The sequence below is a fragment of the Salinivibrio sp. PR932 genome (assembly GCF_001996125.1).
Taxonomy (GTDB): domain Bacteria; phylum Pseudomonadota; class Gammaproteobacteria; order Enterobacterales; family Vibrionaceae; genus Salinivibrio; species Salinivibrio proteolyticus.
Map to the genome: position 1 here is coordinate 139,416 of NZ_MUFM01000001.1, position 25,727 is coordinate 165,142.

Annotated in this window: 24 protein-coding genes and 1 pseudogene; 6 read left to right on the forward strand and 19 right to left on the reverse strand. The window is 50.9% G+C overall.

Features of this window, described 5'->3' with window-relative positions; all coding sequences use genetic code 11:
* Positions 1-9: 9 nt before the first annotated feature.
* Positions 10-2,787, forward strand: a complete 2,778-nt coding sequence (locus tag BZG84_RS00620; RefSeq protein WP_077677923.1) for an insulinase family protein — start codon at positions 10-12, stop codon at positions 2,785-2,787.
* Positions 2,788-2,881: 94 nt separating this feature from the next.
* On the opposite strand, the gene fadJ is transcribed toward BZG84_RS00620, so the two are convergent.
* Together fadJ and fadI are read right to left on the reverse strand one after the other, a co-directional pair.
* Positions 2,882-5,011: a fatty acid oxidation complex subunit alpha FadJ gene (gene fadJ / locus BZG84_RS00625; RefSeq protein ID WP_108742942.1), complete on the reverse strand. Its 2,130-nt coding sequence runs from the start codon at positions 5,009-5,011 to the stop codon at positions 2,882-2,884.
* Entirely contained in the window at positions 5,011-6,321 is a 1,311-nt protein-coding gene (fadI, locus tag BZG84_RS00630; protein ID WP_077479250.1) for an acetyl-CoA C-acyltransferase FadI, read from the reverse strand. Before fadI ends, fadJ begins: the two co-directional genes overlap by 1 nt.
* Positions 6,322-6,791: 470 nt before the next feature.
* Here fadI and BZG84_RS00635 point away from each other — a divergent pair.
* From BZG84_RS00635 to BZG84_RS00645, 3 genes and pseudogenes are all read left to right on the forward strand, one after another.
* Positions 6,792-7,325: pseudogene (locus BZG84_RS00635) on the forward strand (sigma-70 family RNA polymerase sigma factor); the annotation flags it as partial.
* Complete coding sequence (locus BZG84_RS00640; RefSeq protein WP_077479252.1) at positions 7,312-8,016, forward strand: DUF3379 family protein; 705 nt, start codon at positions 7,312-7,314, stop codon at positions 8,014-8,016. The pseudogene BZG84_RS00635 and the gene BZG84_RS00640, both read left to right, overlap by 14 nt.
* 278 nt (positions 8,017-8,294) lie before the next feature.
* Positions 8,295-9,578 carry an outer membrane protein transport protein gene (locus BZG84_RS00645; protein WP_077479253.1) on the forward strand — a complete coding sequence of 428 codons (1,284 nt, stop codon included), beginning with the start codon at positions 8,295-8,297 and terminating at the stop codon, positions 9,576-9,578.
* Positions 9,579-9,661: 83 nt separating this feature from the next.
* Here BZG84_RS00645 and BZG84_RS00650 read toward each other — a convergent pair whose 3' ends face one another.
* From BZG84_RS00650 to ccmA, 10 genes are all read right to left on the reverse strand, one after another.
* On the reverse strand, positions 9,662-10,420 hold the full coding sequence (locus tag BZG84_RS00650; RefSeq protein WP_077479254.1) for an MlaA family lipoprotein: 759 nt from the start codon (positions 10,418-10,420) through the stop codon (positions 9,662-9,664).
* A 71-nt stretch (positions 10,421-10,491) separates the two neighbouring features.
* Complete coding sequence (ccmI, locus tag BZG84_RS00655; protein ID WP_077479255.1) at positions 10,492-11,703, reverse strand: c-type cytochrome biogenesis protein CcmI; 1,212 nt, start codon at positions 11,701-11,703, stop codon at positions 10,492-10,494.
* Positions 11,700-12,200, reverse strand: coding sequence for a cytochrome c-type biogenesis protein (locus BZG84_RS00660; RefSeq protein ID WP_077479256.1), 501 nt, complete (start codon positions 12,198-12,200; stop codon positions 11,700-11,702). Before BZG84_RS00660 ends, ccmI begins: the two co-directional genes overlap by 4 nt.
* Positions 12,197-12,748: a DsbE family thiol:disulfide interchange protein gene (locus BZG84_RS00665; protein WP_077479257.1), complete on the reverse strand. Its 552-nt coding sequence runs from the start codon at positions 12,746-12,748 to the stop codon at positions 12,197-12,199. Before BZG84_RS00665 ends, BZG84_RS00660 begins: the two co-directional genes overlap by 4 nt.
* A complete protein-coding gene (locus BZG84_RS00670; RefSeq protein ID WP_069587188.1) occupies positions 12,745-14,715 on the reverse strand; it encodes a heme lyase CcmF/NrfE family subunit in 1,971 nt (656 codons plus the stop codon). Before BZG84_RS00670 ends, BZG84_RS00665 begins: the two co-directional genes overlap by 4 nt.
* Positions 14,712-15,197 carry a cytochrome c maturation protein CcmE gene (ccmE, locus tag BZG84_RS00675; protein WP_069587187.1) on the reverse strand — a complete coding sequence of 162 codons (486 nt, stop codon included), beginning with the start codon at positions 15,195-15,197 and terminating at the stop codon, positions 14,712-14,714. Before ccmE ends, BZG84_RS00670 begins: the two co-directional genes overlap by 4 nt.
* Positions 15,194-15,400, reverse strand: a complete 207-nt coding sequence (ccmD, locus tag BZG84_RS00680; RefSeq protein ID WP_077677924.1) for a heme exporter protein CcmD — start codon at positions 15,398-15,400, stop codon at positions 15,194-15,196. The genes ccmE and ccmD overlap by 4 nt, the downstream gene beginning before the upstream one ends.
* Positions 15,400-16,137, reverse strand: a complete 738-nt coding sequence (locus tag BZG84_RS00685; RefSeq protein WP_077479259.1) for a heme ABC transporter permease — start codon at positions 16,135-16,137, stop codon at positions 15,400-15,402. The genes ccmD and BZG84_RS00685 overlap by 1 nt, the downstream gene beginning before the upstream one ends.
* A 28-nt stretch (positions 16,138-16,165) precedes the next feature.
* Positions 16,166-16,834: a heme exporter protein CcmB gene (ccmB, locus tag BZG84_RS00690; RefSeq protein ID WP_077479260.1), complete on the reverse strand. Its 669-nt coding sequence runs from the start codon at positions 16,832-16,834 to the stop codon at positions 16,166-16,168.
* The gene (ccmA, locus tag BZG84_RS00695; RefSeq protein WP_077455493.1) at positions 16,831-17,451 is read right to left on the reverse strand and encodes a cytochrome c biogenesis heme-transporting ATPase CcmA; all 621 of its coding nucleotides are present in this window, start codon (positions 17,449-17,451) and stop codon (positions 16,831-16,833) included. Before ccmA ends, ccmB begins: the two co-directional genes overlap by 4 nt.
* Before the next feature lie 121 nt (positions 17,452-17,572).
* Here ccmA and BZG84_RS00700 point away from each other — a divergent pair, with 121 nt between their 5' ends.
* The gene (locus BZG84_RS00700; protein WP_077479261.1) at positions 17,573-18,373 is read left to right on the forward strand and encodes a flagellar hook-length control protein FliK; all 801 of its coding nucleotides are present in this window, start codon (positions 17,573-17,575) and stop codon (positions 18,371-18,373) included.
* A gap of 2 nt (positions 18,374-18,375) precedes the next feature.
* Positions 18,376-18,672, forward strand: coding sequence for an EscU/YscU/HrcU family type III secretion system export apparatus switch protein (locus BZG84_RS00705; RefSeq protein WP_077479262.1), 297 nt, complete (start codon positions 18,376-18,378; stop codon positions 18,670-18,672).
* On the opposite strand, the gene BZG84_RS00710 is transcribed toward BZG84_RS00705, so the two are convergent.
* Genes BZG84_RS00710 through BZG84_RS00740 form a run of 7 tightly spaced genes read right to left on the reverse strand, consistent with a single transcriptional unit; the run spans position 18,673 to position 25,697 of the window.
* Positions 18,673-19,107, reverse strand: a complete 435-nt coding sequence (locus tag BZG84_RS00710) for a DUF2802 domain-containing protein (RefSeq protein ID WP_077479263.1) — start codon at positions 19,105-19,107, stop codon at positions 18,673-18,675.
* Positions 19,107-19,595, reverse strand: coding sequence for a chemotaxis protein CheW (locus BZG84_RS00715; protein WP_069587175.1), 489 nt, complete (start codon positions 19,593-19,595; stop codon positions 19,107-19,109). The genes BZG84_RS00710 and BZG84_RS00715 overlap by 1 nt, the downstream gene beginning before the upstream one ends.
* A gap of 34 nt (positions 19,596-19,629) precedes the next feature.
* Positions 19,630-20,802 (reverse strand): chemotaxis protein CheW, encoded by a 1,173-nt coding sequence (locus tag BZG84_RS00720; RefSeq protein ID WP_077479264.1) that lies wholly within the window; start codon positions 20,800-20,802, stop codon positions 19,630-19,632.
* Positions 20,789-21,571: a ParA family protein gene (locus BZG84_RS00725; protein ID WP_069587171.1), complete on the reverse strand. Its 783-nt coding sequence runs from the start codon at positions 21,569-21,571 to the stop codon at positions 20,789-20,791. The genes BZG84_RS00720 and BZG84_RS00725 overlap by 14 nt, the downstream gene beginning before the upstream one ends.
* A gap of 10 nt (positions 21,572-21,581) precedes the next feature.
* Positions 21,582-22,715 (reverse strand): protein-glutamate methylesterase/protein-glutamine glutaminase, encoded by a 1,134-nt coding sequence (locus tag BZG84_RS00730; RefSeq protein ID WP_077479266.1) that lies wholly within the window; start codon positions 22,713-22,715, stop codon positions 21,582-21,584.
* 18 nt (positions 22,716-22,733) lie between these two features.
* Positions 22,734-24,962, reverse strand: coding sequence for a chemotaxis protein CheA (locus tag BZG84_RS00735; RefSeq protein ID WP_077677925.1), 2,229 nt, complete (start codon positions 24,960-24,962; stop codon positions 22,734-22,736).
* Between the two features lie 9 nt (positions 24,963-24,971).
* Positions 24,972-25,697, reverse strand: a complete 726-nt coding sequence (locus BZG84_RS00740) for a protein phosphatase CheZ (protein ID WP_077479268.1) — start codon at positions 25,695-25,697, stop codon at positions 24,972-24,974.
* Positions 25,698-25,727: the final 30 nt, after the last annotated feature.

The window sequence follows — 25,727 nt, forward strand, 5'->3', positions numbered from 1 at the left end:
GAGTTGCCTGTGCATGTTAGCCCAAATGACAATAAGCGCTACCGTTATTTCACACTGCCCAACGCGCTCCGCGTTTTGGCAGTCTCCGATCCTGCGGCACACCGCAGCGCGGCAGCCTTATCTGTTAATGTGGGCCATTTTCATGACCCTGCCGACCGAGAAGGCTTGGCACACTTTCTCGAGCATATGCTGTTTTTGGGCACGGATGCGTATCCGCTAGCAGGTGACTTTCAGCGCTTTATTAGCCAGCATGGTGGCCATAATAACGCGTGGACAGGGACTGAAAACACCACCTTCTTTTTCGATATTCGCCCCAGCCAATTCCGCGCGGCTCTCGATCGCTTCAGCGCGTTTTTTATTTCGCCTCGCTTTGATGCCGATGCTGTCGATAAAGAGCGTCAGTCCGTGGATGCTGAATATCGCATGAAGCTCAACGACGATGTGCGACGCATCTATCAAGTCCATAAAGAAACCATTAATCCCGCTCACCCTTTCGCAAAATTTTCAGTCGGAAGCTTGGAGACCTTGGCAGATAGAGCGGGTCAGTCGGTGCGGGACGATCTGATTGCGTTTTATCACGCCAATTACAGCGCTAACCTGATGACGTTAGCCGTCACGGGCCCACAGTCACTTGATGAGCTAGAAGCGATGGCACAGCAGCATTTTAGTGCCATTATCAATCACGACTATTCGCCTCTGCGCATCCATGAACCGCTGATTAGTGCCGCACAGCGGCGCCAGTGGGTCACCGTGGAACCACTTAAAGAGGTACGCAAGTTAACCCTCGCGTTCTCACTGCCCGAAAGCGAATATCAATACCGAACAAAACCTCTGTCTTACATCGCGCACCTTCTCGGCTACGAAGGTCCCGGTAGCTTAATGTCTCTGCTCAAAAGCAAAGGCTACATCAATACCCTCTCCGCAGGCGGCGGCATCAGTGGCAAAGATTTCCGTGAGTTTACCTTAAGCCTTGCACTCACCGAGCTGGGCTTGAGCAAGCTCGACGACATTATCACCTATGTGTTTCAAGCCATTCAGCTTATCCGCCAATACGGTGTGGAAGCGTGGCGTTACCAAGAAAAACGCCAAGTCCAAGAGCTCGCGTTTTACTATCAAGAGCCGCTGCGTCCGATTGATACGGTGAGTCAGCTGGTGATGAATATGCAGCATTATGACCCGATTGAGGTGGTGTACGGGGATTACATGATGGCCGGTTTTGACCACGCCCAAATCCAAGCCATGCTGCAGCAAATGACGGTCGATAACCTCAGAGTAACCTTGGTTGCCAAAGGCTTTAAATACGACAAACAAGCCAAATGGTATGACACGCCCTATGCGGTGAAGCACTTTAGCGAAAAGCAGTGTGAGAAATGGCGCACCACCTATATTTCTCCTGCGCTGACCTTACCCGATCCAAATCCCTACATTGCCGATGCACTGCGCCCCTTACCACTTGAAGATGATGCAAGCGATACGCCGATATTGATAGAAGAGCTGCCAGGATTCCGGCTCTGGCATGGTCAAGAGCCTCACTTTCGGGTGCCCAAAGGGCATGTCTACATTGCCATTGACAGTCCGCATGCCGTCGCTAGCGTCAAAAACATTGTCATGACGCGCTTGAGCGTCGAAATGCTACTTGAAGCGCTGAACGAACATGCCTACCAAGCAGAAATTGCAGGCATTAATTACAACTTATATGCCCACCAAGGTGGCGTGACATTAAACCTCAGTGGCTTTAATGATAAACAACCGCTGCTGTTGGCCTTGATCCTCGACACCTTTTCACGGCGAAACTTTAAGCCCGAACGCTTTGAAGTGATCAAAAGCCAACTTAAGCGTAATTGGGAAAACGGGGCCAAAAATAAGCCATTAAGTCAGCTCTATAACAGCATGACGGGGATATTGCAGCCCAATAACCCACCCTATCAAGCCTTGCTCGACGCGCTCGACACCGTCACGCTCGCCGATTTACCCGAGTTCGTTGAGGCCATGTTCGCCACGCTGCATGTGGATATGTTTGTCTATGGCAACTGGCACCGTCACCAAGCGAAGGCCTTGGCCGAAACCGTTAAAGATGCGCTGCGGGTAGACGATCAAACCTATCAAGAATCGGTCCGGCCGCTGACCTTATTAGATGACTGTGGCACCGTGAGCTATGAGCTAGCACTCGATCATGCGGAGTCGGCGTTGTTGGTGTACTACCAAAGTCCAGACACCTCCGCCAAAGCAGTCGCCACCTACACGCTAGCCAACCATTTAATGTCGGCCACCTTTTTTAACGAGTTGCGCACGCGCCAACAATTGGGATATATGGTAGGCGCTGGCAATTTACCGTTAAATCGCCACCCAGGGCTGATCTTTTACGTCCAATCGCCAATGGCAGGCCCTAACCAACTGATGGCCGCCGTGGATGATTTCCTCAATGCGCTATTTATGATCTTGCTGGAAATGAGCGAAGCGCGCTGGCAAAGCAGTAAGCAAAGCTTGTTAGCGCAAATTCGCGAGCCAGATAATAACCTACGTGCTCGCGCGCAGCGCTATTGGATCAGTATCGGCAACAAAGACTATCACTACGAACGCCGTGAACAGGTGGCTGAGGCCATGGAGTCGCTAACCCGTGCCGACATGGTGCGGTTTGTGGTTAACCGTCTCAAACCGCGAACCGCGGATAGGCTTGTTATGCATAGCTGCGGCAGCGAGCACCGTGAACATGCCGAATTAGACGGTGCGCACCCTATTCGCGATATTGACGCATTTCGGGCCATTTGTGGCCGCAGCGAAGAATAAGCGCGTCACTGCAAAACTACAGTGGCCTGACAAACGACCACGATAAAAAAGGGCAGCGTGACGCTGCCCTTTTGGTTTAGGTGGCACGCCGAGCTCAGGGATAAAACTGTTGCCCTTCTTTTGCCATCATCACCAAACGCTCGCACGGTGCAAAACGGTCGCCATAACGGTCTTGATGAGATTGCAGCAAGCTCACAATGCGCTCTACTCCCACTTGGTCCATATAGCGGAAAGGACCGCCTAGGAAAGGAGGGAACCCAATGCCGAAAATCGCACCGATATCACCATCACGGGCAGAGCGAATCACCCCTTCATCCAAACAACGCGCCGCTTCATTGAGCATCATCAGCGCACATCGCTGTGCGATGTCATGGCCAGAGAGCGTTGGATTCAGCTTGATATTGAGCAGGCTGTACACTTTTTTATCGGCCTGTTTGCCCTTGCTGCCTTTTTTGCCCGTATCGTATAAGTAAAATCCTTTGCCTGTTTTACGCCCTTTTCGGTCGTCGTTCAGCAACACGTCAAACACATCTGGCGCTTCAAAACGCTCACCCAGCTCTTGAGTCAAAATGGGCGCAATCTTAGCCCCAATATCGATTCCGACTTCATCCAACAAAGTGATAGGACCAACTGGGAAACCGAAGTCGAGTAAAGCATTGTCGATATGCTCAATGCTTTCGCCAGCCAATAACACTCGCGCCGCTTCGTTCATATAGGGCGCTAGGATACGATTGACATAAAAGCCCGCACTGTCACCAACCACGATAGGCGTTTTACCTTGTTGACGAGCCAGTTTTACCACCGTCGAAATGGTCTTCTCACTGGTACCTGTATGCGGGATGACTTCCACCAGCGGCATTTTTTCCACCGGGCTAAAGTAATGCAAGCCCACAATGTTCTCCGGGCGCTGGCTGCCTTGAGCTATTTGGTGAATAGGCAATGACGAGGTATTGGTGGCAAAAATTGCCTCGTTTCCTGTAATTGACTCCATTTCCTCGACCATACGATGCTTGAGTGATAAATCTTCAAACACCGCTTCAATCACCACATCTGCATTCGACAAGGTGGTCGCTTGCGTATCGCCAGACAGTTGCATCATGGTCGCTTGCAGTTCCGCTTTACTGATCTGCTTACGCTTGCGCTTTTTGTTGAGCAAATTGTAGCTGTAGCGCAGCGCATTTAAGATGCCGTCTTCACTGACGTCCTTCACTCGGACAGGATAGCCGGCTTTTGCCACCGACACATGGGCAATCCCGGCCCCCATCAAGCCGCCACCTAAGACGCCAATCCGTTTAATCTCGCCCGGCTCAGCATCTGCACCGTTTTCTTTTTTCATCGCCGTGGTCGCAAAGAAAATGCTACGCAACGCTTTGGATTCGCTGGTCATCACCAGTTCACCAAAACGGCGCGCTTCCTCTTCAAGACCCGCTTGAATGCCTTTATCTAACCCCTTTTTCACCACCGCAAGAATCGCATCCGCAGCAGGATAGTTACCCCGTGTTTTAGCACGGGTTTTCTTTCCTGCTTGGTCAAAGACAAAGTTACGGCCAACCGCATTACCACTGAGCATCCAGCTTTGCCAGCTACGCGGGCGCTTGGGCTTTGATTTTTGCGCCAAGGCTTCTGCCACATCCAGCAATACGGTATGCGGAACACAGTCATCAATCACGCCGAGCTTTTTCGCTTTTTTCGCTCGCAGTTGTTTGCCGGTTAGGATCATATCCAGCGCATTTGGCACGCCAATAAGACGTGGCAGTCGCTGCGTACCGCCCGAGCCGGGTAATAACCCCAGTTGCACTTCTGGCAGCCCGAGTCGGGTTTTGTCCCAATCGGTCGCGACACGGCTATGACATGCCAACGCGAGCTCCAATCCGCCCCCTAAACATGGGCCGTGGATTGCAGCTACAACATGGAAGGGTAGCTTTTCAATACGTGCAAATAACATTTGTCCTTGTGCGGCAATCTCTGCGGCTTGTTCAGCTGTTTCACACGCATCGAGCATGCGCACATCCGCACCGGCAATAAAGTTGTCTGGCTTGCCAGAATGGATCACAAGCCCCTTAATATTGCTATTGTTTTCCAGTTGTTCCAGTACCTCGGAGACCCCTTCGACAAAGCTTGCCTGTAGGGTATTCATGCTTTCTCCGGGAACATCCACTTTTAGCCAAGCGACTTGGTTGTCAGCGATATGTAGCGTAAAGGCTTGATGGTTTTCGACTGTCATTATTCCGCCTCCAAAATCATTGCTGCGCCAAGGCCACCTGCGGCACATGCGGTGTTAAGGGCCAGTCCGCCGCCACGACGTTTCAGTTCACGCAGTGTTTGGGTGATCATACGGGCACCGGTTGCCGCAAATGGGTGACCGTATGCAATCGAGCCCCCCAAGACGTTAAATTTATCCATATCAATTTCGCCAATCGCGCGGTCACGATTAAGGTGCTCACGTGCAAACGTCTCGGATGCAAACATTTTTACATTCGAAAGGGTTTGTGCCGCAAAGGCCTCGTGCATATCGATCAAGGTTAGGTCGGACAGTGAAATACCGGCACGGTCGAGCGCTAGCGGCGTCGCGTAAGACGGCCCCATCAGCATGTCTTTTTGCACCCCAATGGCGGAGAAAGCATATGAGCGGATATACCCTAATACCTCAAGGCCTAGCGCTTTGGCGCGGCTTTCTGGCATCATCAATACCGCAGCGGCACCATCAGTGAGCGGCGTACTGTTTGCCGCGGTGACCGAGCCATGCTTGCGGTCAAAAGCTGGGCGCAGTTTCGCGTAATCCTCGAGAGTGGATTGCGGACGTAAGTTGTTGTCTTGTGCAATCCACGCTTTGTAAGGTTCAGGGTACGCTGTCATCACCTCATCACTGAGCAAGCCTTCGTCCCACGCTTTGCTCGCCAGTTGGTGCGAGCGTAGCGCTAAGGCATCTTGTTCTTTGCGGCTAATTTGATGTGACTTCGCCATTTGCTCTGCGGTTTGCCCCATACTCAGGCCGGTTGAATATTCCGCTACCGCAGGTGGAACAGGTGCCAGATCTTTCACCGAAAGCTTACTGAGCAGCTTCAAACGCTTGCTCATTGTTTTGGCTTTACTCAAGTCCAAAAGAGTGCGTGCTAACTTCTTGCTCACACCAATGGGCAGTACGGACGACGAGTCCGCGCCCCCAGCAATACCCACTTCGATATTGCCCGCGATCATGCTCTCAGCAACATTTACCACCGCTTGAAAACTGGTCGCACAAGCACGTGTGACACTGTAGGCGTCAGTATGGATGTCCATACCTGTCCCCAATACAATTTCACGGGCAATGTTTGGGGCTTCCGGCATTTGTACCACTTGACCAAACACGACTTGATCGATGTCTTTCGGCGAAATCGCACTGCGATTGAGCATTTCTTGAACCACCATTTTTCCGAGGTCAACCGCGGGGACATCTGTATAGGCGGTTGACTGGCGGGCAAATGGCGTGCGCAGCCCAGACACAATGGCGATACGATCGCCCTTGCTGGTTTTAAGGTGTTGCTGAGACGTCATCACTGCTCCTTAGGATGTTCTACAGGTCTGACCACGAGTGTAACTAAAATGTTACCAGCTTAAAACATCCGTTTTAATTGATTGGTAAGATTGCCAACAGGCGCACAATTCAGCGCCTAGGCTGATCACAGTGATTTATTTTCAGAGGATTGAAAAGAAAATACGCAATAAAAAAAGGGGCTACACGCTAGCGTGAGCCCCAAAAAAGATTGGAAAGCAAAACGATAATCTGGGAAGTGTGCAGTGCTTTTCCCCGCACCCAGATCCGAACAGAAAGTCATATCATTCAAAAAGGAAACGCCGTTCACTCAACCTCACGAGTGTCGACACATGGCCGATAACGACAGGGTTCACTTTACCGACTTGTGAGTACGCTATATTGAAACAGATCAAAGTTACGCCGCTTTTCGTGAAAAGATGAAATTTAATGACACTTTGCACGGTCAGTATGAAATTAATCGTCACCTTATAAGGTCGAGTCTGGTATGAACCGACAAGCCCGTTATGAGGCACTGGTGCGCGCTTGGCACCGTGACCTCTATCGCTATGCTTTCTGGCTAGCGAAAGATCCGCATATCGCGGAAGACTTAGTGCAAGAAACCTGTTTGCGCGCATGGCGAGCCCTGGACAGTTTGCACGATGATAAAGCTGCAAAAGCCTGGCTTATTACTATTTTACGCCGAGAAAATGCGCGACGTTTCGAACGCAAACAGTTTGATACCGTGGAAGTCGAAGATGGAGAGCTGGTCGACAACACTCGTCCGAGTGAGGAAGCCTCGATGGAGCAGCGCTGGTTACACCGTCAAATCGCCGCCCTCGCCCCTGAGTACCGAGAGCCGCTAGTGCTGCAAGTGATCGCGGGGTTTAGTGGCGATGAAATAGCTCAGATCCTTGATTTAAATAAAAACACGGTGATGACACGTTTATTCCGAGCAAGAGCGCAACTCAAAGAAGCACTCGATACCAACGCCAACCCGGGAGGCAAACACTATGGACGATCTTGAATTCCGTCGCCGTCTTCTGGCTGATCCGCATACCACAGATCCAGATGTCCAAGCACATAAGTCAGCGTCAGCAAGCCATCAACAGTATGCCGACGATATTGCCGATCTCGACAGTAAAATCGACCAAGCCTTGCGGGTCGATGTACCTGAGGATTTGGCGGATAAAATCGTATTTGCACAAACATCCCATGTCGCTGCTCAGACGAATCGACCTCGCTGGCACCTGGCGATCGCCGCATCGATAGCGTTTGTATTTGGGATCGCTTTGGGCCAATTTAACTGGGGACTCGGTAGCATGGATATCAACCGTGTTGCCTTGGCACACTACTATCATGAACATGCCTTTATCGAGGGTGTTAATGAAAATGCCAGCATTCAACAGGTTAACGCTAAGTTACGTCCTTTCGGCAAAGCATTCACCCAGCTCCCCGGCCAAGTCACCTATATCAACCATTGCAGTTTTGGTGACCAACATGCGCTGCATATGGTGATGGAAGCTGATGGGCAGGCCTATACGGTTTTTGTGGTTCCCATGTCCAGTCAATCTCCTGCCCAGCAACGTGATGGTAATATGATGTCGGTAAGCCTGCCGGCTCATGATGCGAGCGTCATTGTCGTCGGTGAAGCGAACGAGACATTGTCACCGCTTGCCCAGCAACTGCAAAGCCATTTGCGTCCACAAGCGATATAACAAAATACGCGGCGATCATACTCGCCGCTTTTCTTTCATGCTCCACTCGTTGATAGCGGTTGGCCCGTCCCTTTTTAGCGAACACGCGTGTACACAGATGTACGCTGAAATACTGATCATTGCTAACTAACCAACCACTAAAATTAGTAATAAGAACTAGTTTAAAAATTAAAAATAGATTTTTATTCTGTTTTACTTACCATATACGACAGGAAAATTGATTTAACCTCAAGAGAGTTTAGGCTGAGCGTCCCTTTTTATAGCGAACAAGTAAGCCGATGAAAAATAATAAGATCGTTTATCTCGCCGTCGCTGCGGCATTGGGCTCTCTTTCAACCTCCGCGTACAGTGCAGGTTTTCAATTAGCCGAAACCTCCGCAACGGGCCTAGGCCGCGCATTTGCCGGTGAAGCCGCAATGGCCGATAACGCCAGCGCCCAGTTTCGTAACCCAGCCTTGTTGAGCTATCTAGCAGACACCCAAGTTTCTGCCGGCGGCATTTACGTCAACCCGAATGTCGATATTGAAGGTAATAATGCGACTTACGGTAAAACATCTACCAGTGACGTCGCTCATGATGCGGTTATTCCTAACTTTTACTTTTCGCATCCGATCAATGACCGCTTTACCGCCGGCCTAGCTCTCGCCACCAACTTTGGCATGGAAACCGATTTGGGCAATGACTTTACCGGTACTCAGTTTGGTAATGAAGCGGCCGTCACTACGTTTGAAATCAATCCAAACCTTGCGTGGAAAGCCACCGAGCAATTGCGCGTCGGCGCCGGCCTTCGCTATGTGTTGGGTGAAGGCAGTATTGGAGCGAAAAGCAGCGCGCAATACGGCCCTTACCCGAAAGGGACGATCCTCAAATATATGGAAGGGGATGACCGCGCATGGGGATGGCAACTCGGTGTTGCTTATGACATCAACGACAATAACCGCATCGGTTTTAACTATCGTTCTGAAGTCGAGCTAACACTTGAAGGCCATGCTGAAGGATTGAGCTATGACTCAGCCAATCCAAACCGTCATTTTTCTGGCAGCATGGATCTGACTCTGCCAGCGACTGCAGAATTATCTTCCCTGCATCAATTGTCGGAAAAGTGGGCGGTGCATACCAGCCTTAACTGGACCGACTGGAGCAGCTTTGACAAGCTCGAGGCCAATATCCCCTCGCTGTCTAGCGAGCCAAAGATGGTGAAAGTAGAGAACTGGGAAGACAACTATCGCTTTGCCGTGGGGACTACCTACCAGTGGGATCAAAAACTAACGCTACGTTCAGGCATTGCCTACGATACCTCAGCAGTGAGCGATAAAAACCGTACCTTGACCATCCCTGAGACCGACCGGACTTGGGTGAGTGTGGGTGCCGGCTATGACGTGACGTCACAACTGACCTTAGATGCAGCCTTTACTTATGTTTTTGCCAAAGATGCTCCCGTGAAGGAGCCTCGTGATGGAATTGTGTCCGATCAATCAGGATCTGTGTTTGGCGGCAATTTTGAAGGTGAAACCACAGGTAACGTGTGGCTGCTAGGTGTGCAAGCAAGCTACCGTTTCTAATAGTTTGATTTAACGAAATACAAACACCACGGTTTTGGCCGTGGTGTTTTTTATCCCTTTTTGCGCAAGCGGCTCATGCGGATTTACGGCGCGGCGTCAATGTCATCGATAAAGTCATCCAAGAACTCATCGTTGAGCGCGGGTTGTTCTTTGAGCGCCTCATCGCCTTTCGCGCGATACAAACGGTTTTGCAAATAGGCTTCTCGCGCGAAAGCGTAAGGGTCTGGTGAGTTATCCAACTGCGACTCCTGTGAGACGAGTGCAGCACGTGACTCCATGCCATCAAACATCCACTTGAGTACCGATTGCGGCAAAGTCAGCAAGGCAAGTGGCGGATACAGACCGTCGACAAACTCCCCAGCGCCTTCTCGCACAGACGTTGGCCCATACCCTGGTAGCATCAAATAGGCGCCGTGGCCAACATCATAATGCCCCATCGCGTCACCAAATTCGCGCTGATCGTATTTCTGAATATCCGCATCCGAGGCAATATCAATAATGCCACCGAGCCCAAACAAGGTATTGATCCAGAAACGGTTGAAGTGAGTGACAGCTTTCTCCCCTTCCAGCATCAATAAGCTGTTTAAAAAGCTCGCAGGCTCTTCAAGGTTGCCCAAAAAGTTCGAAATACCGGTCCGCATCGGACTAGGAACATAATCGACGTAGGCGATAGATACAGGCCGTGCAACGTAAGGGTCTAAGTAGTCATAGTTGACAGTCCACATCGCACGGTTAAACCCTTCTAACGGGTCTTCAGGATGGGGCTCGGCACCTTCAGGTCGCGAGGCACACCCAGATAGCAAACCGAGCACGACCGCTATCAAACAAAGACGTTTCCACATCAAATTCATTTCCCTAATAGTAAGGCTGGGCAAGCCCAGCCTTTTACGCAAAGAAGTCTATTTTGTCGTGATTATTGCTGTTTGTCGATTGTCACGCTTGCTGCTTGACCGATTTTAACCGGCTGACTGCTTCCTACCCAATCACCGTTTTTTGTAGCAACATTGCCATCCGCGTCAATGCGCGCCTTGATCACTAACGTCTCTGGAGAAGATAGCGCACGATTGGGATTTAAGCTGTCGGTATCAGACAAACGAACGGTTACCGGAAATTTAGAAAGCGGTAAGCGCTTTGCCGCCAATGGCATAGGCGCTTGCGCCGACTCATGGGCAGACACGATAAGTACCCCATTGTCAGGGAGGGTGACATCCTCGCCAAGGCTCACCTTCACCTCTACCGCCGCTCCTTGCGCGGCGTTAAGAGCCAACTGAGCGCGCGCGATGGATTGATCCAGTGTTTCGTTTCGTGGGTCATCAGGGCCAATCAAGGTTTTCATTGCTTTCCACGTCGCAATCGCATCATTAAATCGGCTTTGCTCAAACGCTTGATAGGCCAGTAACGACATGGCTTGCAAGTTAAACGGGTCTTCACTCACCACCGATCTTAGTAAGGTTTCTGCACGGCCACTGTCGACCTCCGATCCGGCAAACAATAAGGCTTGCGCCAACCCTATCTGAATTTCGGGGCGAGAGGGTGATAACGCGTAGGCTTTTTCCATCGCTCCTTTGGCCGTTTCCCTATCACGGTTTGCAAGGCCAATACGGCCTAATAGCAACCAACCGGTGCTGTCATCTGGCTCATACTGCAAACGGGTACGAAGCGCTAAGGTCAGATCTTGCATCTCCTGCTGTGACATGGGCTGATCATTATTTAAAAGCTTCTTAGACAACGCTGGTAAGTTTTCCGCAGTGGCCTGCCAATCAGCTACTTGGTTAGCACTGCCTTTGACGCCATATAAGCCAAAACTCACCACCGCCAATACAATCAATCCAGGAATCCACTGCATGGGTGATAAACGCAAATGGCGCGCTTGTCGTGCTTTTTCCTTTTCCGGAATGTCGTCCAGTAACGATTGCTGTAAATCCTGAGTGAGATCTTGCTCGTTCTCAATCAGGCCTTCCGCACTCTCCGCCTTAATTTCGTTCACACGATCAAAATAAAAGGCTTTGTTCAGAGCATCTCGGCTTGCTTGATGATCATGGTCTTTTTTTTGCCATAACGGCCACAGAAACATCACTGCACCAAGAATAAACAGCACCAAGGTGGCACTCCAAAACTCCATCATTTGGGCTCCTTGTTATGATTATTATCTGCCTGTTCTGAATCGTCTGACGACGCTAACAAATCCTGCAAGCGTTGCTGTTCATCCTCACTCAGCGAGGTCTTTTCGGCCTGTTTATGGCGACGGCTGCGCACAATCACCACTCCGATACCCGACACCAACACCAGTGCGGGTGCTAACCATAAGATCAAGGTGGATGCCGTCAGCGGTGGGTTGTACCTTACGAAGTTACCGTAGCGTGCCACCATAAAGCTTAAGATCTCTTCATCACTGCGCCCTTGCTGAAGCATTTGATGCACCTTTTGACGCAGATCTTGTGCTAACTCTGCATTGGAGTCAGCGATACTGTTGTTTTGACACTTAGGACAACGCAGCTCATGGGTCAGGGCTCTGAAACGCGCTTCTTGCTCTGGCGAGTCAAATTCATAGACATCGATAGCATTGGCCAATGCAAATGCCGCACTCATCCATAGCACGCACAGTAAGGCGAATCGTTTCATTGCACCTCCTCCTTGAGTGACTGATACATCGGACCTAAGGTCTGCGCCCAATTAGAGGCATTCACATCACCCACATGGCGATATTGGATGATGCCATTGGCATCAATGAGGAAGGTTTCAGGCGCACCGTACACCCCCAGATCAAGCCCTAACATCCCATCGCCATCATACAAGCTGATCTGATAGGGATTGCCGAGGTTATCTAGCCATTTTACTGCCTTCGCACGATCATCTTTGTAATTTAGGCCGATGATCTTCACACCTTGCGATGCCAATTTGTTCAAGAATTGGTGCTCAGCGTAACAAGTCGGGCACCAGGTTGCCCACACATTCAGCAATAAAGGCTCGCCGTTAAAAATGGCCTGATCGTAGGCTTTGTCTGGCGTTTTCAGATCTTCAAGACGAAACTCAGGCACAGGCTGTCCGACCAACACCGACTCCAGTTTGGTGGGATCGTCCCCTTGGGCATTCTTCTCCAATTGCGAAACAAAAAAGAACGCCAAGGCGGCAAAGAGCACCAGCGGTAAAAACAGCAATGCTTTTCTCATGCCCGCGCCTCCTTCACGTGAGTCGATTTGGTCTGGCGACGGAAGCGATAGCGTTTATCACTGATCGCCAAAGCGCCACCCACCGCCATGACAATGGCGCCAAACCAAATCCAACGCACAAAGGGCTTGTAGTAAAGACGCATCGCCCAAGAGCCATCAGGAAGTTCTTCCCCCATGGCAATATAGAGATCGCGCGTTAAGCCGCGATCGATGGTAGCTTCGGTCATCATTGAACGCTGAACACGATAAAAACGCTTCTCCGCTTCAAGGTGATTAATAAAACGCTCGCCGCGATAGACATCGAACGACGCCACGAAACCATCGTAGTTAGGACCATCTTTATGGGACAAATCGGTGAAGTTAAAGGTGTAACCTTCTAACGTGACACTGCTCCCCGGCGCCATCTTCACATCACGTTCGATATCGTAGTTTTCGACCATTGCGACCCCAATGATAGTGATGGCAAGACCAATATGACCGAGGACCATCGCCCAGTGACTGCGGCCTAGCTTACGGATCCCAACCATAAAGGCATGTCGATGGGTCGCACGAATATAAAGCTCATAGCCGTGAAGAAGGGTGATCCACGCGGCCATAGTGATGCCCATTGCCGCCATTGCTTTAAAGCTGTCTGCGAGGAGGGCAATGGTCGCCACCCCAAACACAACCGAGACCAGACCGCTAATCCACATCGGTTTCGCGAGGGTGCTCAGCTTGTCTCGCTTCCAGCGGATCAGGGGACCGATGCCAAGGAAGAAGGCAAAAGGCAACATCAACCACGCGAATAGGAAATTAAAGAAGGGCTCACCAATCGAGACCGATCCTAATCCGAGTTGCTTGTGTACCAAGGGTAATAAGGTACCAATCAAGACAACCACTAACCCAGTCATCAACAGGGTGTTATTGACGAGTAGCGCATTTTCACGTGAGATGAGTGACACTTTCGTTCGTACCCGCACTTCCGATGCCCGTAAGGCATAAAGCAGCAGAGACCCGCCAATAACGACAACCAAAAAGCCTAGAATGAACAGCCCTCGCGCAGGGTCTGACGCGAACGAGTGAACAGACACCAGCACGCCTGAGCGCACCAAGAAGGTGCCCAGTAAGCTCAATGAGAACGCTGCGATGGCGAGTAAAACGGTCCACGCTTTAAAGGTGCCGCGCTTTTCCGTCACCGCTAGGGAATGCATTAATGCCGTTCCCGCAAGCCAAGGCATAAACGACGCGTTCTCTACCGGATCCCAGAACCACCAGCCGCCCCAGCCAAGTTCGTAGTAAGCCCACCAAGAGCCTAACGCAATACCTAGGGTTAAGAACAACCAGGCCGCCGTTGTCCAAGGACGGGACCAGCGCGCCCAAGCCGTATCTAACCGGCCAGCAATTAAAGACCCAATCGCAAAGGCAAATGCCACCGAAAAGCCTACATAGCCCATGTAGAGGATCGGAGGATGAACAATTAAACCGGGATCTTGCAGAAGCGGATTCAAATCGCGACCATCAACAGGAAAGTAAGGCAAGGTGCGATCGAAAGGGTTTGAGGTCAAAATAATAAACAGCAAAAAGCCGACCGAGATCATCCCCATCACTGCGAGTACACGCGCAATGGAAGACAGTGGCATCCCGCGACTAAACACCGCCACCGCGACGGTCCACAAAGCTTGAATTAATACCCAAAGTAGCAAAGAGCCTTCATGAGCGCCCCAAACAGCAGTCAGCCGATAGTACCAGGGTAATGCACTGTTGGAGTTGCTTGCCACATAGGCAACGGTGAAATCATTGGTATAAAATGCCCAACTTAATGCGATGAATGAAAAGAGCAACATGGCGAACATGGCGACCGATAAAGGCCGTGCCATTTTCATCATACCTTCGTGGCCTTGGCTGGCCCCATAAAGGGGATAAAAACTCAATAACAGCGCTAATCCCAAGGCGAGGATCAGCGCAAAATGCCCCAGCTCAACAATCATAATTGACTACCTTGCTTTTGTTGGTCGGTGTATTCGAGCGGTTGATGGCTTTTTTGCATCGCTTCAGCAATCTCTGGTGGCATGTATTCTTCATCATGCTTTGCCAGCACTTCACTGGCTTTTACCGTACGCGAATCAACCAGCACACCTTGCGCGACAATCCCCTGCCCTTCGCGGAACAAATCCGGCAGAATTCCCTCGTATGTGACGGTAACAGCAGGACCAACATCAGCGACATCAAATTGAATTTGCAGCGACTCTTGATCGCGTTTGACCGACCCTTCTACGACCATGCCGCCAATGCGAAGTCGTTGCCCCACTTGAGGCTTGCTGCCATCCGGCTTACCTTGAACGATTTCGGTTGGCGTATAGAACAAGTCCATATTTTGGTTCAGTGCATAGAGCACTAACCCCATTGTGGTTGATACACCCACCAATAAGGCAAGCGTGATCCAAAGCCTTTTTTTACGACGAGGGGTCATAAGGTGTTCTCCAGTGCTTGGGCATCTTTAATGCGTTTTTCTCGCGCCATTTGTTTTTTTACAGCTTCAAGCCGTTTCTTATGGGTACGATGGTAACCAATAACTAGTGCAATTAATGCCAGTGCGGTAATGCCAAACGCACTCCACACGTAATCGGCATAGCCTCCCATCGCCAAAAAAGCACTCATGCTATCAAAATGCATTATTTGTCCTCCACCAAGGCCCGCACCCAAGGGCGGTGTGACTCGCGCAACACGATCTGATTCCGCAATCCCATTAAGGTCAACGTGGCAAAAAAGCTAGCAAATCCAACCAAGCAAACCAGTAATGGCCAGAGCATGTCTGACGCAATTGACGGGCGGGCAAATTTGGTAATCGTGGCGCCTTGATGCAAGGTGTTCCACCACTCGACAGAGAAATGAATGATCGGCAGGTTAATCACCCCCACCATCGCCAATATTCCCGCCGCTTGGGCTGCCATACGCGCATCATCGAACGCGTTATACAGCGCCATGACACCGATGTAGAGGAAAAGCAGGATCAATTCAGAGGTGAGCCGCGCATCCCATACCCACCAAGCTCCCCACATGGGCTTGCCCCAAATCGCCCCAGTGATCAAGGCGATAAAGGTAAAGACGGCACCAACAGGGGCAATCGCGCCCACCGCCCAGTCTGCCATTTTGAGTTGCCAGACTCGCCCAATAAAGGCTGCAATGGCCATCGACAGATAGGCGCCCATTGACCAAATGGCCGCGGGCACGTGAATATAAATAATGCGAAAACTATCGCCTTGTTGGTAATCAGCAGGCGCGAACGCCAAGCCCCAAATACAACCAATGACTAAGCTCAGCCCGGCGAGCACCGCAAACCACGGGATGAGTTTCCCACATAAACGATAACTATTTTCCGGTTTTGCGTAAGGGTGAAGCCACTTCCACATGACAATTGCTCTACTTCCTGATTAATTATTAATTCACGCTCACACGCAATGCTGCGGCGATAGCAAAGGGTGCTAGGGTCACGGATCCCGCAAGCAAAGCACCGAGAATAGCCAACTGCCCACTAATGTTGGCGCCAAAACTTGCCATATCGATGGCAGATGTCGCGAAAATCAGTACTGGAATGTACAAAGGTAGGATCAATAGGCTCAACAGCACGCCGCCTTTACGTAATCCAACCGTTAACGCTACACCTATCGCCCCAACAAAACTCAGGGTTGGGGTCCCTAACAACAGAGTCATCACGACAGCTTGGTAACTGTTCCAGTCCAAAGATAGCAATAATGCCAATAGCGGACTGACTACCAACAGCGGTAGCCCCGTCAGTAACCAGTGTGCGATGACCTTTGCCATAACCACCAGAGGCAACGGCAACGGCATCAGCATCATTTGCTCAAGCGAGCCATCCAGATAGTCATCACGAAAAAGACGCTCTAGAGATAGCAAGGCTGACAGCAGCGCTGCAACCCAAATTACCCCTGGCGCAATCTCCTGTAACAAATTTGCACCTGGCCCCACGCCAAGAGGGAAAAGGGTGATCACTATGATAAAGAACCACAGCGGATTTAAGCTATCCGATGGTTGTCGGAAGGCCACTTTCAATTCTCGGCGGATAATCAGCCACATCGTATTGATCATAGGGCCCCCAGACGGATACGTTGCAGTAACGGGTGGCCGACAAACATATCTTGGTGAGTGGTGAAAAGCACCATCCCGCCTTGCTCGACATGACGCTCAAATACCGACTCGAGAACCTGCACTCCTTGCTTATCGATCGCGGTTAGCGGTTCATCGAGCACCCACAGTTTACGGTGGCTGCTCAACCAAAGACGCGCAAGCGCAATACGGCGGTTTTGGCCCGCAGACAACTGTGCGGCAGGAATATCTTCGCGTCCCGCTAAGCCGACTTTGGCAAGCGCTTGCCAAATAGCCGCTTGGTCGTCTCGACCATGCATTTTCATGTAGTACGAGAGGTTTTCGAACGCGGTGAGTTCGCGCTTAACCCCTGTGGTGTGCCCCAAGAACAGTAAGTGACGATAAAATTCATCTCTTTGCTGGGTAATCGCCTGTTGCTGCCAACAGACTTCTCCACTATCTGCGAGTCCCAGCCCCGCGATAATCCGCAACAAGGTGGTTTTACCCGCCCCATTTGGGCCTTCAATTTGTACAAGGTCGCCGGGAGAAAGAGAGAATGTCAGCGCATCAAACAACACTCGGTCATCACGAACACAGCAAAGCTGTTTCACTTCCAACATGACAAATGTTGCATCCTGCTTTGTGTTACAAAATTGGACGCATAGTACCACATTGGTCAAAATGACTGTTAGTTACCACAGGGTTGCAAAGTGTGACTCGCGTAAATAATTGTGAGAAACCATGAAGATCGGAACAACGAACCCTCAACAATTGGTGTTAAAACCGCCAATGTCGATACCAGCACTTGCCCAAAAGCTTGACGCGTCTTTGCTTGCCAATGCCCAATTTACCCTGTTAACGCCGGGCAGCTCAACACCGCTATCTGACACACTGGCACAACTTCATCTATTCCCTGCGGTATTGAATGCGATAAAGAATCAGCCCCCTGCCACTCAAGCCATGATGCAGTCGTTACTGGCGCTGTGGACACTACCCGGTAGCAAAAGCCATCAGCCTCTCGATCCTGAGACACTGATGCAATGGCTGACGCATCGCCCTGCTGACAAACCACTAACAACCCTATTGCGTCAATGGCTAAATCGTAACGAAGACGCGGGTCCCTTAATCGGCGTATTACGTCTGATGGCCGAACAGCGCGTCTCAGAGTCTGCACGGAGTGGCGAGTGGCAATGGGTGTTGCCATTTGCCGAACCAGAGAAACCTCCGGTACGGGTACATGTTAAACGGCGTCAATCAGAAAAAAAGGCGAAGCCAGAGAAGCAACAGTGGCAGATACGTTTATATCTACCTGTGGGCAAGCAGTATGTCCGCGCAGACGTAAACCTTGAGGGAAAAGGAGGAAGCTTACTGCTAACGGCGCCGACGGACGCGCTAAAACAACGACTACAAGCAACATTGCCTTGGCTAGAAGAGCGCCTGGCTTCGCAACACATCCCGCTCGACATCGCCATCAACCCTCACCATGACAGCCAACCACCCGAGCAAGATACGCGTCGTGCAGGCTTATCGATAAAGGTGTGATCATGAAAAAAACAAAACGAGCTATTGCGCTAGGATATGATGGTTATCAAGCGCCCAGCGTCAAAGCAAAGGCAGTCAATGAATTGGCAGATGCCCTCATTGAGGCACTATCCGAACAAGGCTGTTTGATCCACAAAGATGAGAATTTGCTTAAATGGCTAGAGCGCCTAGAGGTTGGCGAGGCCATTCCACCCAGTTTGTACCGCGTGGTTGCAGAATTGATTGCCTATGCTTGGGTATTAGAAGGAAAAACCCCACCCGGATGGCAGGGACCTAAGCCCATCAACACCAAAGTCTAGTTAACGTTGTTGATTAGCCGCTTGGCGTTTGCGTAGATTGAGCAGCAATTCAGCCTCAGCTTTGGGCAAATCACACTCATGCATTAGCTCATCGAGATCGGCACCGAGATCAACCATTTTGCTGGCACGACTGTACAAACGACTGCCCGGATCTTGCATTTCAATTTCCACCTGCTTTTCCAGTAACTCGTCAACATTCGTAGCAATGTCTGCCAGTTTTTGTCCCATGCCCATGCTGCCCGCACGCAGCTCATTGAACTGCTTAGCTAGACTGTCGTGGCGCTGACGCGCACTTTTCAATACCGTTTCCATGGCCTGCAACTTGTTTTCAAGTCGCTCTCTGGCGCGTCGCTCAATCCGCAAACGCCACAAAGCGACGATGGCAAATACCACCGTCACTGCGACAGGTAACCAAGTCAATAACAGCGCAACCATTACAGCATTGCCATTTCATTCCACTCTTCGTCGGTCAACAATTTATTGAGATCAACGAGGATCAGCAAGTCGCCATTGCGATTGCTCACACCTTGGATAAATTTGGCGCTTTCTTCTGTACCGACACTTGGTGTAGTGTCAATTTCTGAGGTTTTCAGGTACACCACCTCAGCGACACTGTCGACCATAATACCAATCACTTGTGTTTCCGCTTCAATCACGATCACACGGGTATTGTCGGTGACTTCGCCCGGCATCAAACCAAATCGAGAGCGTGTGTCGATGACGGTTACCACGTTACCACGCAGATTGATAATCCCTAACACGTAGTCAGGTGCGCCAGGAACAGGAGCAATTTCGGTGTAGCGCAACACTTCTCGCACCTGCATGACGTTAATGCCGTAGGTCTCTTCTTCGAGCTGAAAAGTGACCCACTGCAATACCTCGTCATTGACGCCTTCTTTTTGAACTTCAGCTACCTGAGACATTGATTTTCCTCTTTACGCGCTGTGCAATTTATCATTACGCCATCGCTTTGGCGTCAATCCCCTGATTTAACATAGCAATAAATGCTTGAACATGGATCAGGGCACACATTTTTTCTTTGACCATACCCGCCAACCAAGGCCGCTTTCCGGCTTGCTTGCGCCAGCGAATTGCTTTACCACTTAATGCCTGAGTGCCCAACAAGCGATTACAGGCCAGTCCCCACTTGCTATCACCCAGTAATACTATGTAATTATAGTCATCTCTGTGGCTATTATCTGCCAGTTTTTCTGGCATTACCCAACGGGCGGTATCGACCACATCAAGCTGTTGGTGTTTTTCTGTCTGTAAACCCAGATACCAATCAGGACGTCCGATCAAGTGATTGCAATCTCCCAATTGGTGGATCCCGCCTAACTCAGCGAGCGGCACCGCATAGGTCACGCCCATACTCTCAAAAAATAACACCTGAAACTCAGAGGCGGTTTCCACATTTTCCCATTGGGTTGGCGGTAAATCCTCTCCGGCTTGGGTCTCAGGCTCCACTGCTGAGTCGACGTCGACTGTTTGCTCGATTTCCACCTCGGTTTCAAGATCTACCTCAGTCTCAAGCTCCGTATCAGTGGCGACATCCGCCTCCAGATCGGTCTGGGGCTCAGTCATTATCTCAGCATCAAGATCGAGCGCCTGCTCTGTTTCAACCGCAACCTCTTCGGTCACCTCGGTTTCAACGATAGGCTCATCCAGCAACGTCTCCGTTGAAACCTCTATGTCGCTCTCAATGTCTGTGTCAGTGGTAACCTCAAGGTCAGGCTCAACCACTGTATCCACATCAGGAGTATCTGTTTCTGTCGTCGTTTCTACTTGAGGCTCAACCTCCGCTTCGGCTTGCGCCAGTTCGGCTTCCTCATCCACTTTCAGTTGCGCCAGCAAACGCTCAACCTCGGCGAGATCGCGTTCTGGCTCAGCAAATGCCACCGGCTCAACGTCGGTCTCATCAGGGGCAAGCTTAGGCTGAGGCTCAAGCTGATAATCTGGGTCAAGTGGCGTCGCCGTTTTCTGCCGGCTTGACTCACTGTCTGACTGACGCACGCTAACCTCAGCAACAGTATCTTGATGAGGTTCTGGGGTCTCGTCTAAGTCATCCAGTAAGGCTTCAAAGTAATCATCGAGCGCCTGACCACTGGATAGGGCATTATGCTTGTTCATCCTGCTCCAGTCGCTCCAAATATGTTAACAGTGTCTTGTAGGCAAAAACGCCACGGCAATTTTTTGCATAAAACGACGCAGGCATATGTTTTAGGCTCGCATCGCGGAATTTGGTATCGATGGGCACCGCCGATGCCCAAACCTGATCGCTATAACGCACTTTAAGCTCTTGCAATGTTTCTAACGATGCGCGAGTTCGCTTGTCATACATGGTCGGTATGATCGTTAGGTTAAAATTAGAGGTTCGCGACTTCTGCATGATCTGCAGGGTGCGCATCATACGCTCTAACCCTTTCATTGCCAAAAATTCTGTTTGTACTGGGATCAACACACGGTGACTCGCTGCCAATGCATTCACCATCATTACCCCCAGTATAGGCGGGCAATCAATGAGGACATAATCGTACTCATCAGCCAGTGAATCGAGCGCCTTTTTAAGCACTAACCCCATTCCACCGCGATTGCCCATCACTCGGTCTAGTGTCGCAAGGGACATATGCGCGGGAATCAAGTCCATGTTGTCGAACTGGGTGCGCACAATCAGTGGCTTCACCGTTTCTTTATTCACGGTTTGCAGCTGAAAAAGATCAAATAAGCTCGCAGGCAACTGCTCAGAGTCAAAATTTAGATAAGTCGACAAGGAGGCGTGCGGGTCCGTGTCCACCAGCAGAACGCGCTTTTTTCGTTCGCTAATTAAACCGGCCAGTGTCACTGTGGTGGTTGTCTTACCGACACCGCCTTTTTGGTTGGCGATACTCCAGACTATCAAGCCCCACTCCTTATTTTAAATTCAGCTCAACCAGAATACGCTCTGCGATACGATCGAGCGGTAAATCCTCCGATGAAATACCCGCTTTAGCCACCGCTTGAGGCATACCGTAAACGACACAGCTTTCTTCGTCTTGTGCCCAAATGGTGGAGCCTGCGCTCTTCAGCATTCGTGCGCCTTCTCGGCCATCCGCCCCCATGCCGGTCAACACCATAGAAAGGACCTTGTCACCATAAACTTTGGCCGCCGAGCCAAAGGTGACATCGACACAGGGCTTATAGTTCATGCGCTCACCGCCATCTAAAATTTTCAAGCGCGCTGCGCCCGGCCGGCCATCTATCATCATCTGCATGCCACCCGGCGCTAAGTAAGCATGGCCCGGTTTTAATGCATCACCGTCTTTGGCTTCGGTAACTGTAATCTGACTCAACCCATTCAAACGCTGTGCAAACGCTGCCGTAAATGTTGCGGGCATATGTTGAATCAGCACAATCGGTAATGGGAAGTTGGCGGGAAGCTTGGTCAACACTTTTTGCAGTGCGACGGGCCCACCCGTCGATGTGCCGATCGCCATGAGCTGATAACGCTTACCGCTTGAGGTAAATCGCGCAGGCGCCTTTGACTTTGCCGCAGGGGCGGGGCTTGGCGCCGCAGGACGGACGGGCGCACGTGCGCCGCCCGCAGGTGAGGCCGTTTGTCCTGTTGTCGCACTCGGTGCTGGTTTACTAGGACGACGCAAGAAAGAGCGCTTGCGCGCAATTTCGAGGACACGCTGTTGAAGCAAGCTGGTCGCTTCATCACGATTGCGCGCAATATCCTCAAATTTCTTGGGTAAGAAGTCCAAAGCCCCTGCTTCAAGCGCATCAAGGGTCGCTTTTGCGCCTTCATGAGTCAGAGACGAAAACATTAAGATCGGCGTCGGCGTCTGTGCCATGATCTGGCGTACCGCTGAGATGCCATCCAGAACAGGCATCTCAATATCCATGGTCACGACATCAGGCTTGAGCTGAGCAACCTTCTCTACCGCTTCTTTGCCATTCACCGCGGTATCAATCACTTCCAGCCTAGGGTCGCCGTTAATAATCTCGCTGACGCGGCGGCGGAAGAAACTTGAATCATCCACCACCAGAACTTTCACTGCCATGCGCTTCCTTTTCTCAAATTAACCCGCGTAATGTTTTAGCAGGTTGGGCACATCGAGGATAAGAGCAATGTGTCCATCACTGGTGATGGTTGCCCCAGCCATACCGGGAGTCCCTTGTAGAAGTTCATCTAGCGGCTTAATGACCACTTCTTCTTGACCGAACAAGGTGTCCACCACAAACGCAATGCGTTGATGGGCAATTTGCACAATCACCACATGGCCCTTGGTTTTATCGATATCAGACTGACCTTTACACAACCAATCTTGTAAGAAGAAGATAGGGATGGCTTTATCTCGAACAATCAAGGTAAGCTGCCCATCTACCGTATTGGTTTTGGACATATCTAAGCTGATAATTTCACTGACGTTCGACAGTGGGAACGCAAACGGATTATCACCGACGCCCACCATCAGCGTGGGCAGGATTGCCAACGTAAGCGGAACCTTGATTTCAATAATGGTACCGCGTCCCAACTCAGAGTCGATGTTAATCGAACCGTTGAGCTTGGTGATCCCCGTTTTCACCACGTCCATACCAACACCACGTCCAGAGATATCTGAGATCTCGGTTTTGGTCGAGAAACCGGGGGCGAAAATCAGGTTATACGCTTCACTGTTAGTCAGTCGTGCCGCAGCATCCGCATCTAGGACACCACGTTCGACAGCGATGCCTTTCAGTTTTTCAGCATCCATACCGCCACCATCGTCTTCGATAGTCAGCAGAATGTGGTCACCTTCTTGCGACGCTTTTAAGGTGATGGTACCCACTCGTGGCTTGCCCGCCTTTTCACGCACGTCTGGCATTTCAATGCCGTGGTCAACCGAGTTACGCACCAAGTGGACCATGGGATCGGCCAATGCCTCGACCAAGTTTTTATCCAAGTCGGTTTCTTCGCCCTTCATCTCAAGGACGATTTCTTTCTTCAAGCTGCGCGCTAAATCACGTACCACGCGTGGAAAACGACCAAATACTTTTTTGATTGGCTGCATGCGCGTTTTCATGACCGCGCCTTGAAGATCGGCGGTGACCACATCAAGGTTAGTGACCGCTTTGGACATGCTCTCGTTGTTGCTACTTTGCCCCAAGCTCACTAAGCGGTTACGTACCAAGACCAATTCCCCCACCATATTCATGATGGCATCGAGGGTTGAGGTATTAACGCGAACGGTTTGCTCCTGCTGTGGGGCGGCAGGTGGTTTTTTCTCCGGTGCTTTTTCTGTCGCAGCCGGCGCTTTATTGCCAGCCCCCGCCTTAGCAGGCGTACTGGGTTTAGCGGGTTCCGCTTTTTTGGGTTCTGGCTTCGGTTCTGGCTTCGGTTCTGGCTTCGGCTCAGGTTTAGGCGCTTCTGCTTTTGCCGCTGCTGGCGGCGTATCGCCCGCGGCCGGTCCTTTGCCTTTCCCGTGTAAATCATCAAGCAATTTTTCGAACTCATCATCATCGATGAATTCATCACCACCGCCACTGGCAGGCGCTTTTTCAGGCGCGCTCTGCTCCGGTGTGTCGTTGCTATTTGCCGCGGGGCCTTTACCCGCGCCGTGTAAATCGTCTAGCAGTTTCTCGAATTCGTCATCGGTGATATCACCGCTGTCAGCTTCGGTGTCTGCAACTACATCCGGCTTATCTTGGCTATCGTCACCGCCTGCTGTTGGCGCTTTCCCTTCGCCATGCAGTTGGTCGAGTAAGCGATCAAATTCATCTTGAGTAATCTCATCGACTGAATCGCCACTGATCGCACCATCACCCGATGCTGAAGCTTCCGGTTCTGGGGTAGGCTCAGGTTCTGGCTCAGGTTCTGGCTCAGGCGTTGGTTCGGGTTCTGGCTCAGGTTCAGGCTCAGCCGCTTGCTCGTCTGCACTGGCAGGTTTCGCATAGCGATGTAGCGCTTCTAGCAACTCAGGCGAGGCCGCCGTCGGCTCTTCACTACTTTGAACCGCTGAAAACTGATCGTTGATGGTATCCAACGCTTGCAAAATGGTGTCCATGACGTCTGAGGTCAACTCACGGCCATGGTTACGCAACGTATCAAAGACATTTTCCGCACCGTGACACGTGTCAACCAGTGCATTAAGACCCAAAAAGCCCGCCCCACCTTTTACGGTGTGGAAGCCACGGAAGATGGCATTCAGCAAGTCTGAATCATCAGGGGCACGCTCCAAATCGACCAGCTGTTCAGACAGCTGTTCGAGGATTTCTCCCGCTTCAATCAAAAAGTCCTGAAGGATTTCTTCATCCATTTCAAAGCTCATAGCGCACCTCTAAAAACCCAAACTCGATAATAAGTCATCGACATCATCCTGGCTGTGGACCACGTCATCACGCTCTTCAGGATGAATAATCGGTCCTTCCGGCGCAACGGCATCTTCTTGTTGAGACTGCGCTTCTCCCGCCGTCTCGTCACTTTCCATACCGAATGCCGTCAGAATTTCGACGAGTTGTTGTTCGACTTCTTGCACAAGTTCGATAACACGTCGAATCACTTGGCCGGTGAGATCTTGGAAATCTTGAGCCATCAAAATATCGGTCAAATGACCGTGAAGCTCTGTCGCTCCGCCTTCCACCTGAGTCAACAACTCGTCGATGTTGTGGCAAAGGCTTTTAAACTCATCCAGGGCGATTTCCCCCCGCATCAAGCTGTTCCAATTCGGCCTAACCGCTTGCAAATTATCTTGCAGCTCACTGGCAATAGGCATGGTACGTTCAACCGCATCCATGGTGCGGTTGGCCGCAAGCTCAGTTTTCTCCATCACATAGGTGAGGCGATCGCGAGCGTCAGGAATATCGACAGTCGCCAAATCACCAATTCTGGGATCCAAGCGAAAGTTGGAGATAGAGTCGTGTAATTGGCGGGTGAGTTTGCCCACTTCCTTAAAAAGCGGGTCTCGCGCCTCTTTCGCGATATCAGCGAGAAGCGCATTAGCGTTATCTTGCTCTCCACTTTCAAGATACGCGACCAATTGTTTCGCTTGGTCCAGATTGATCATGACGATTACCTTTTACTGTGCGCTTGCTAA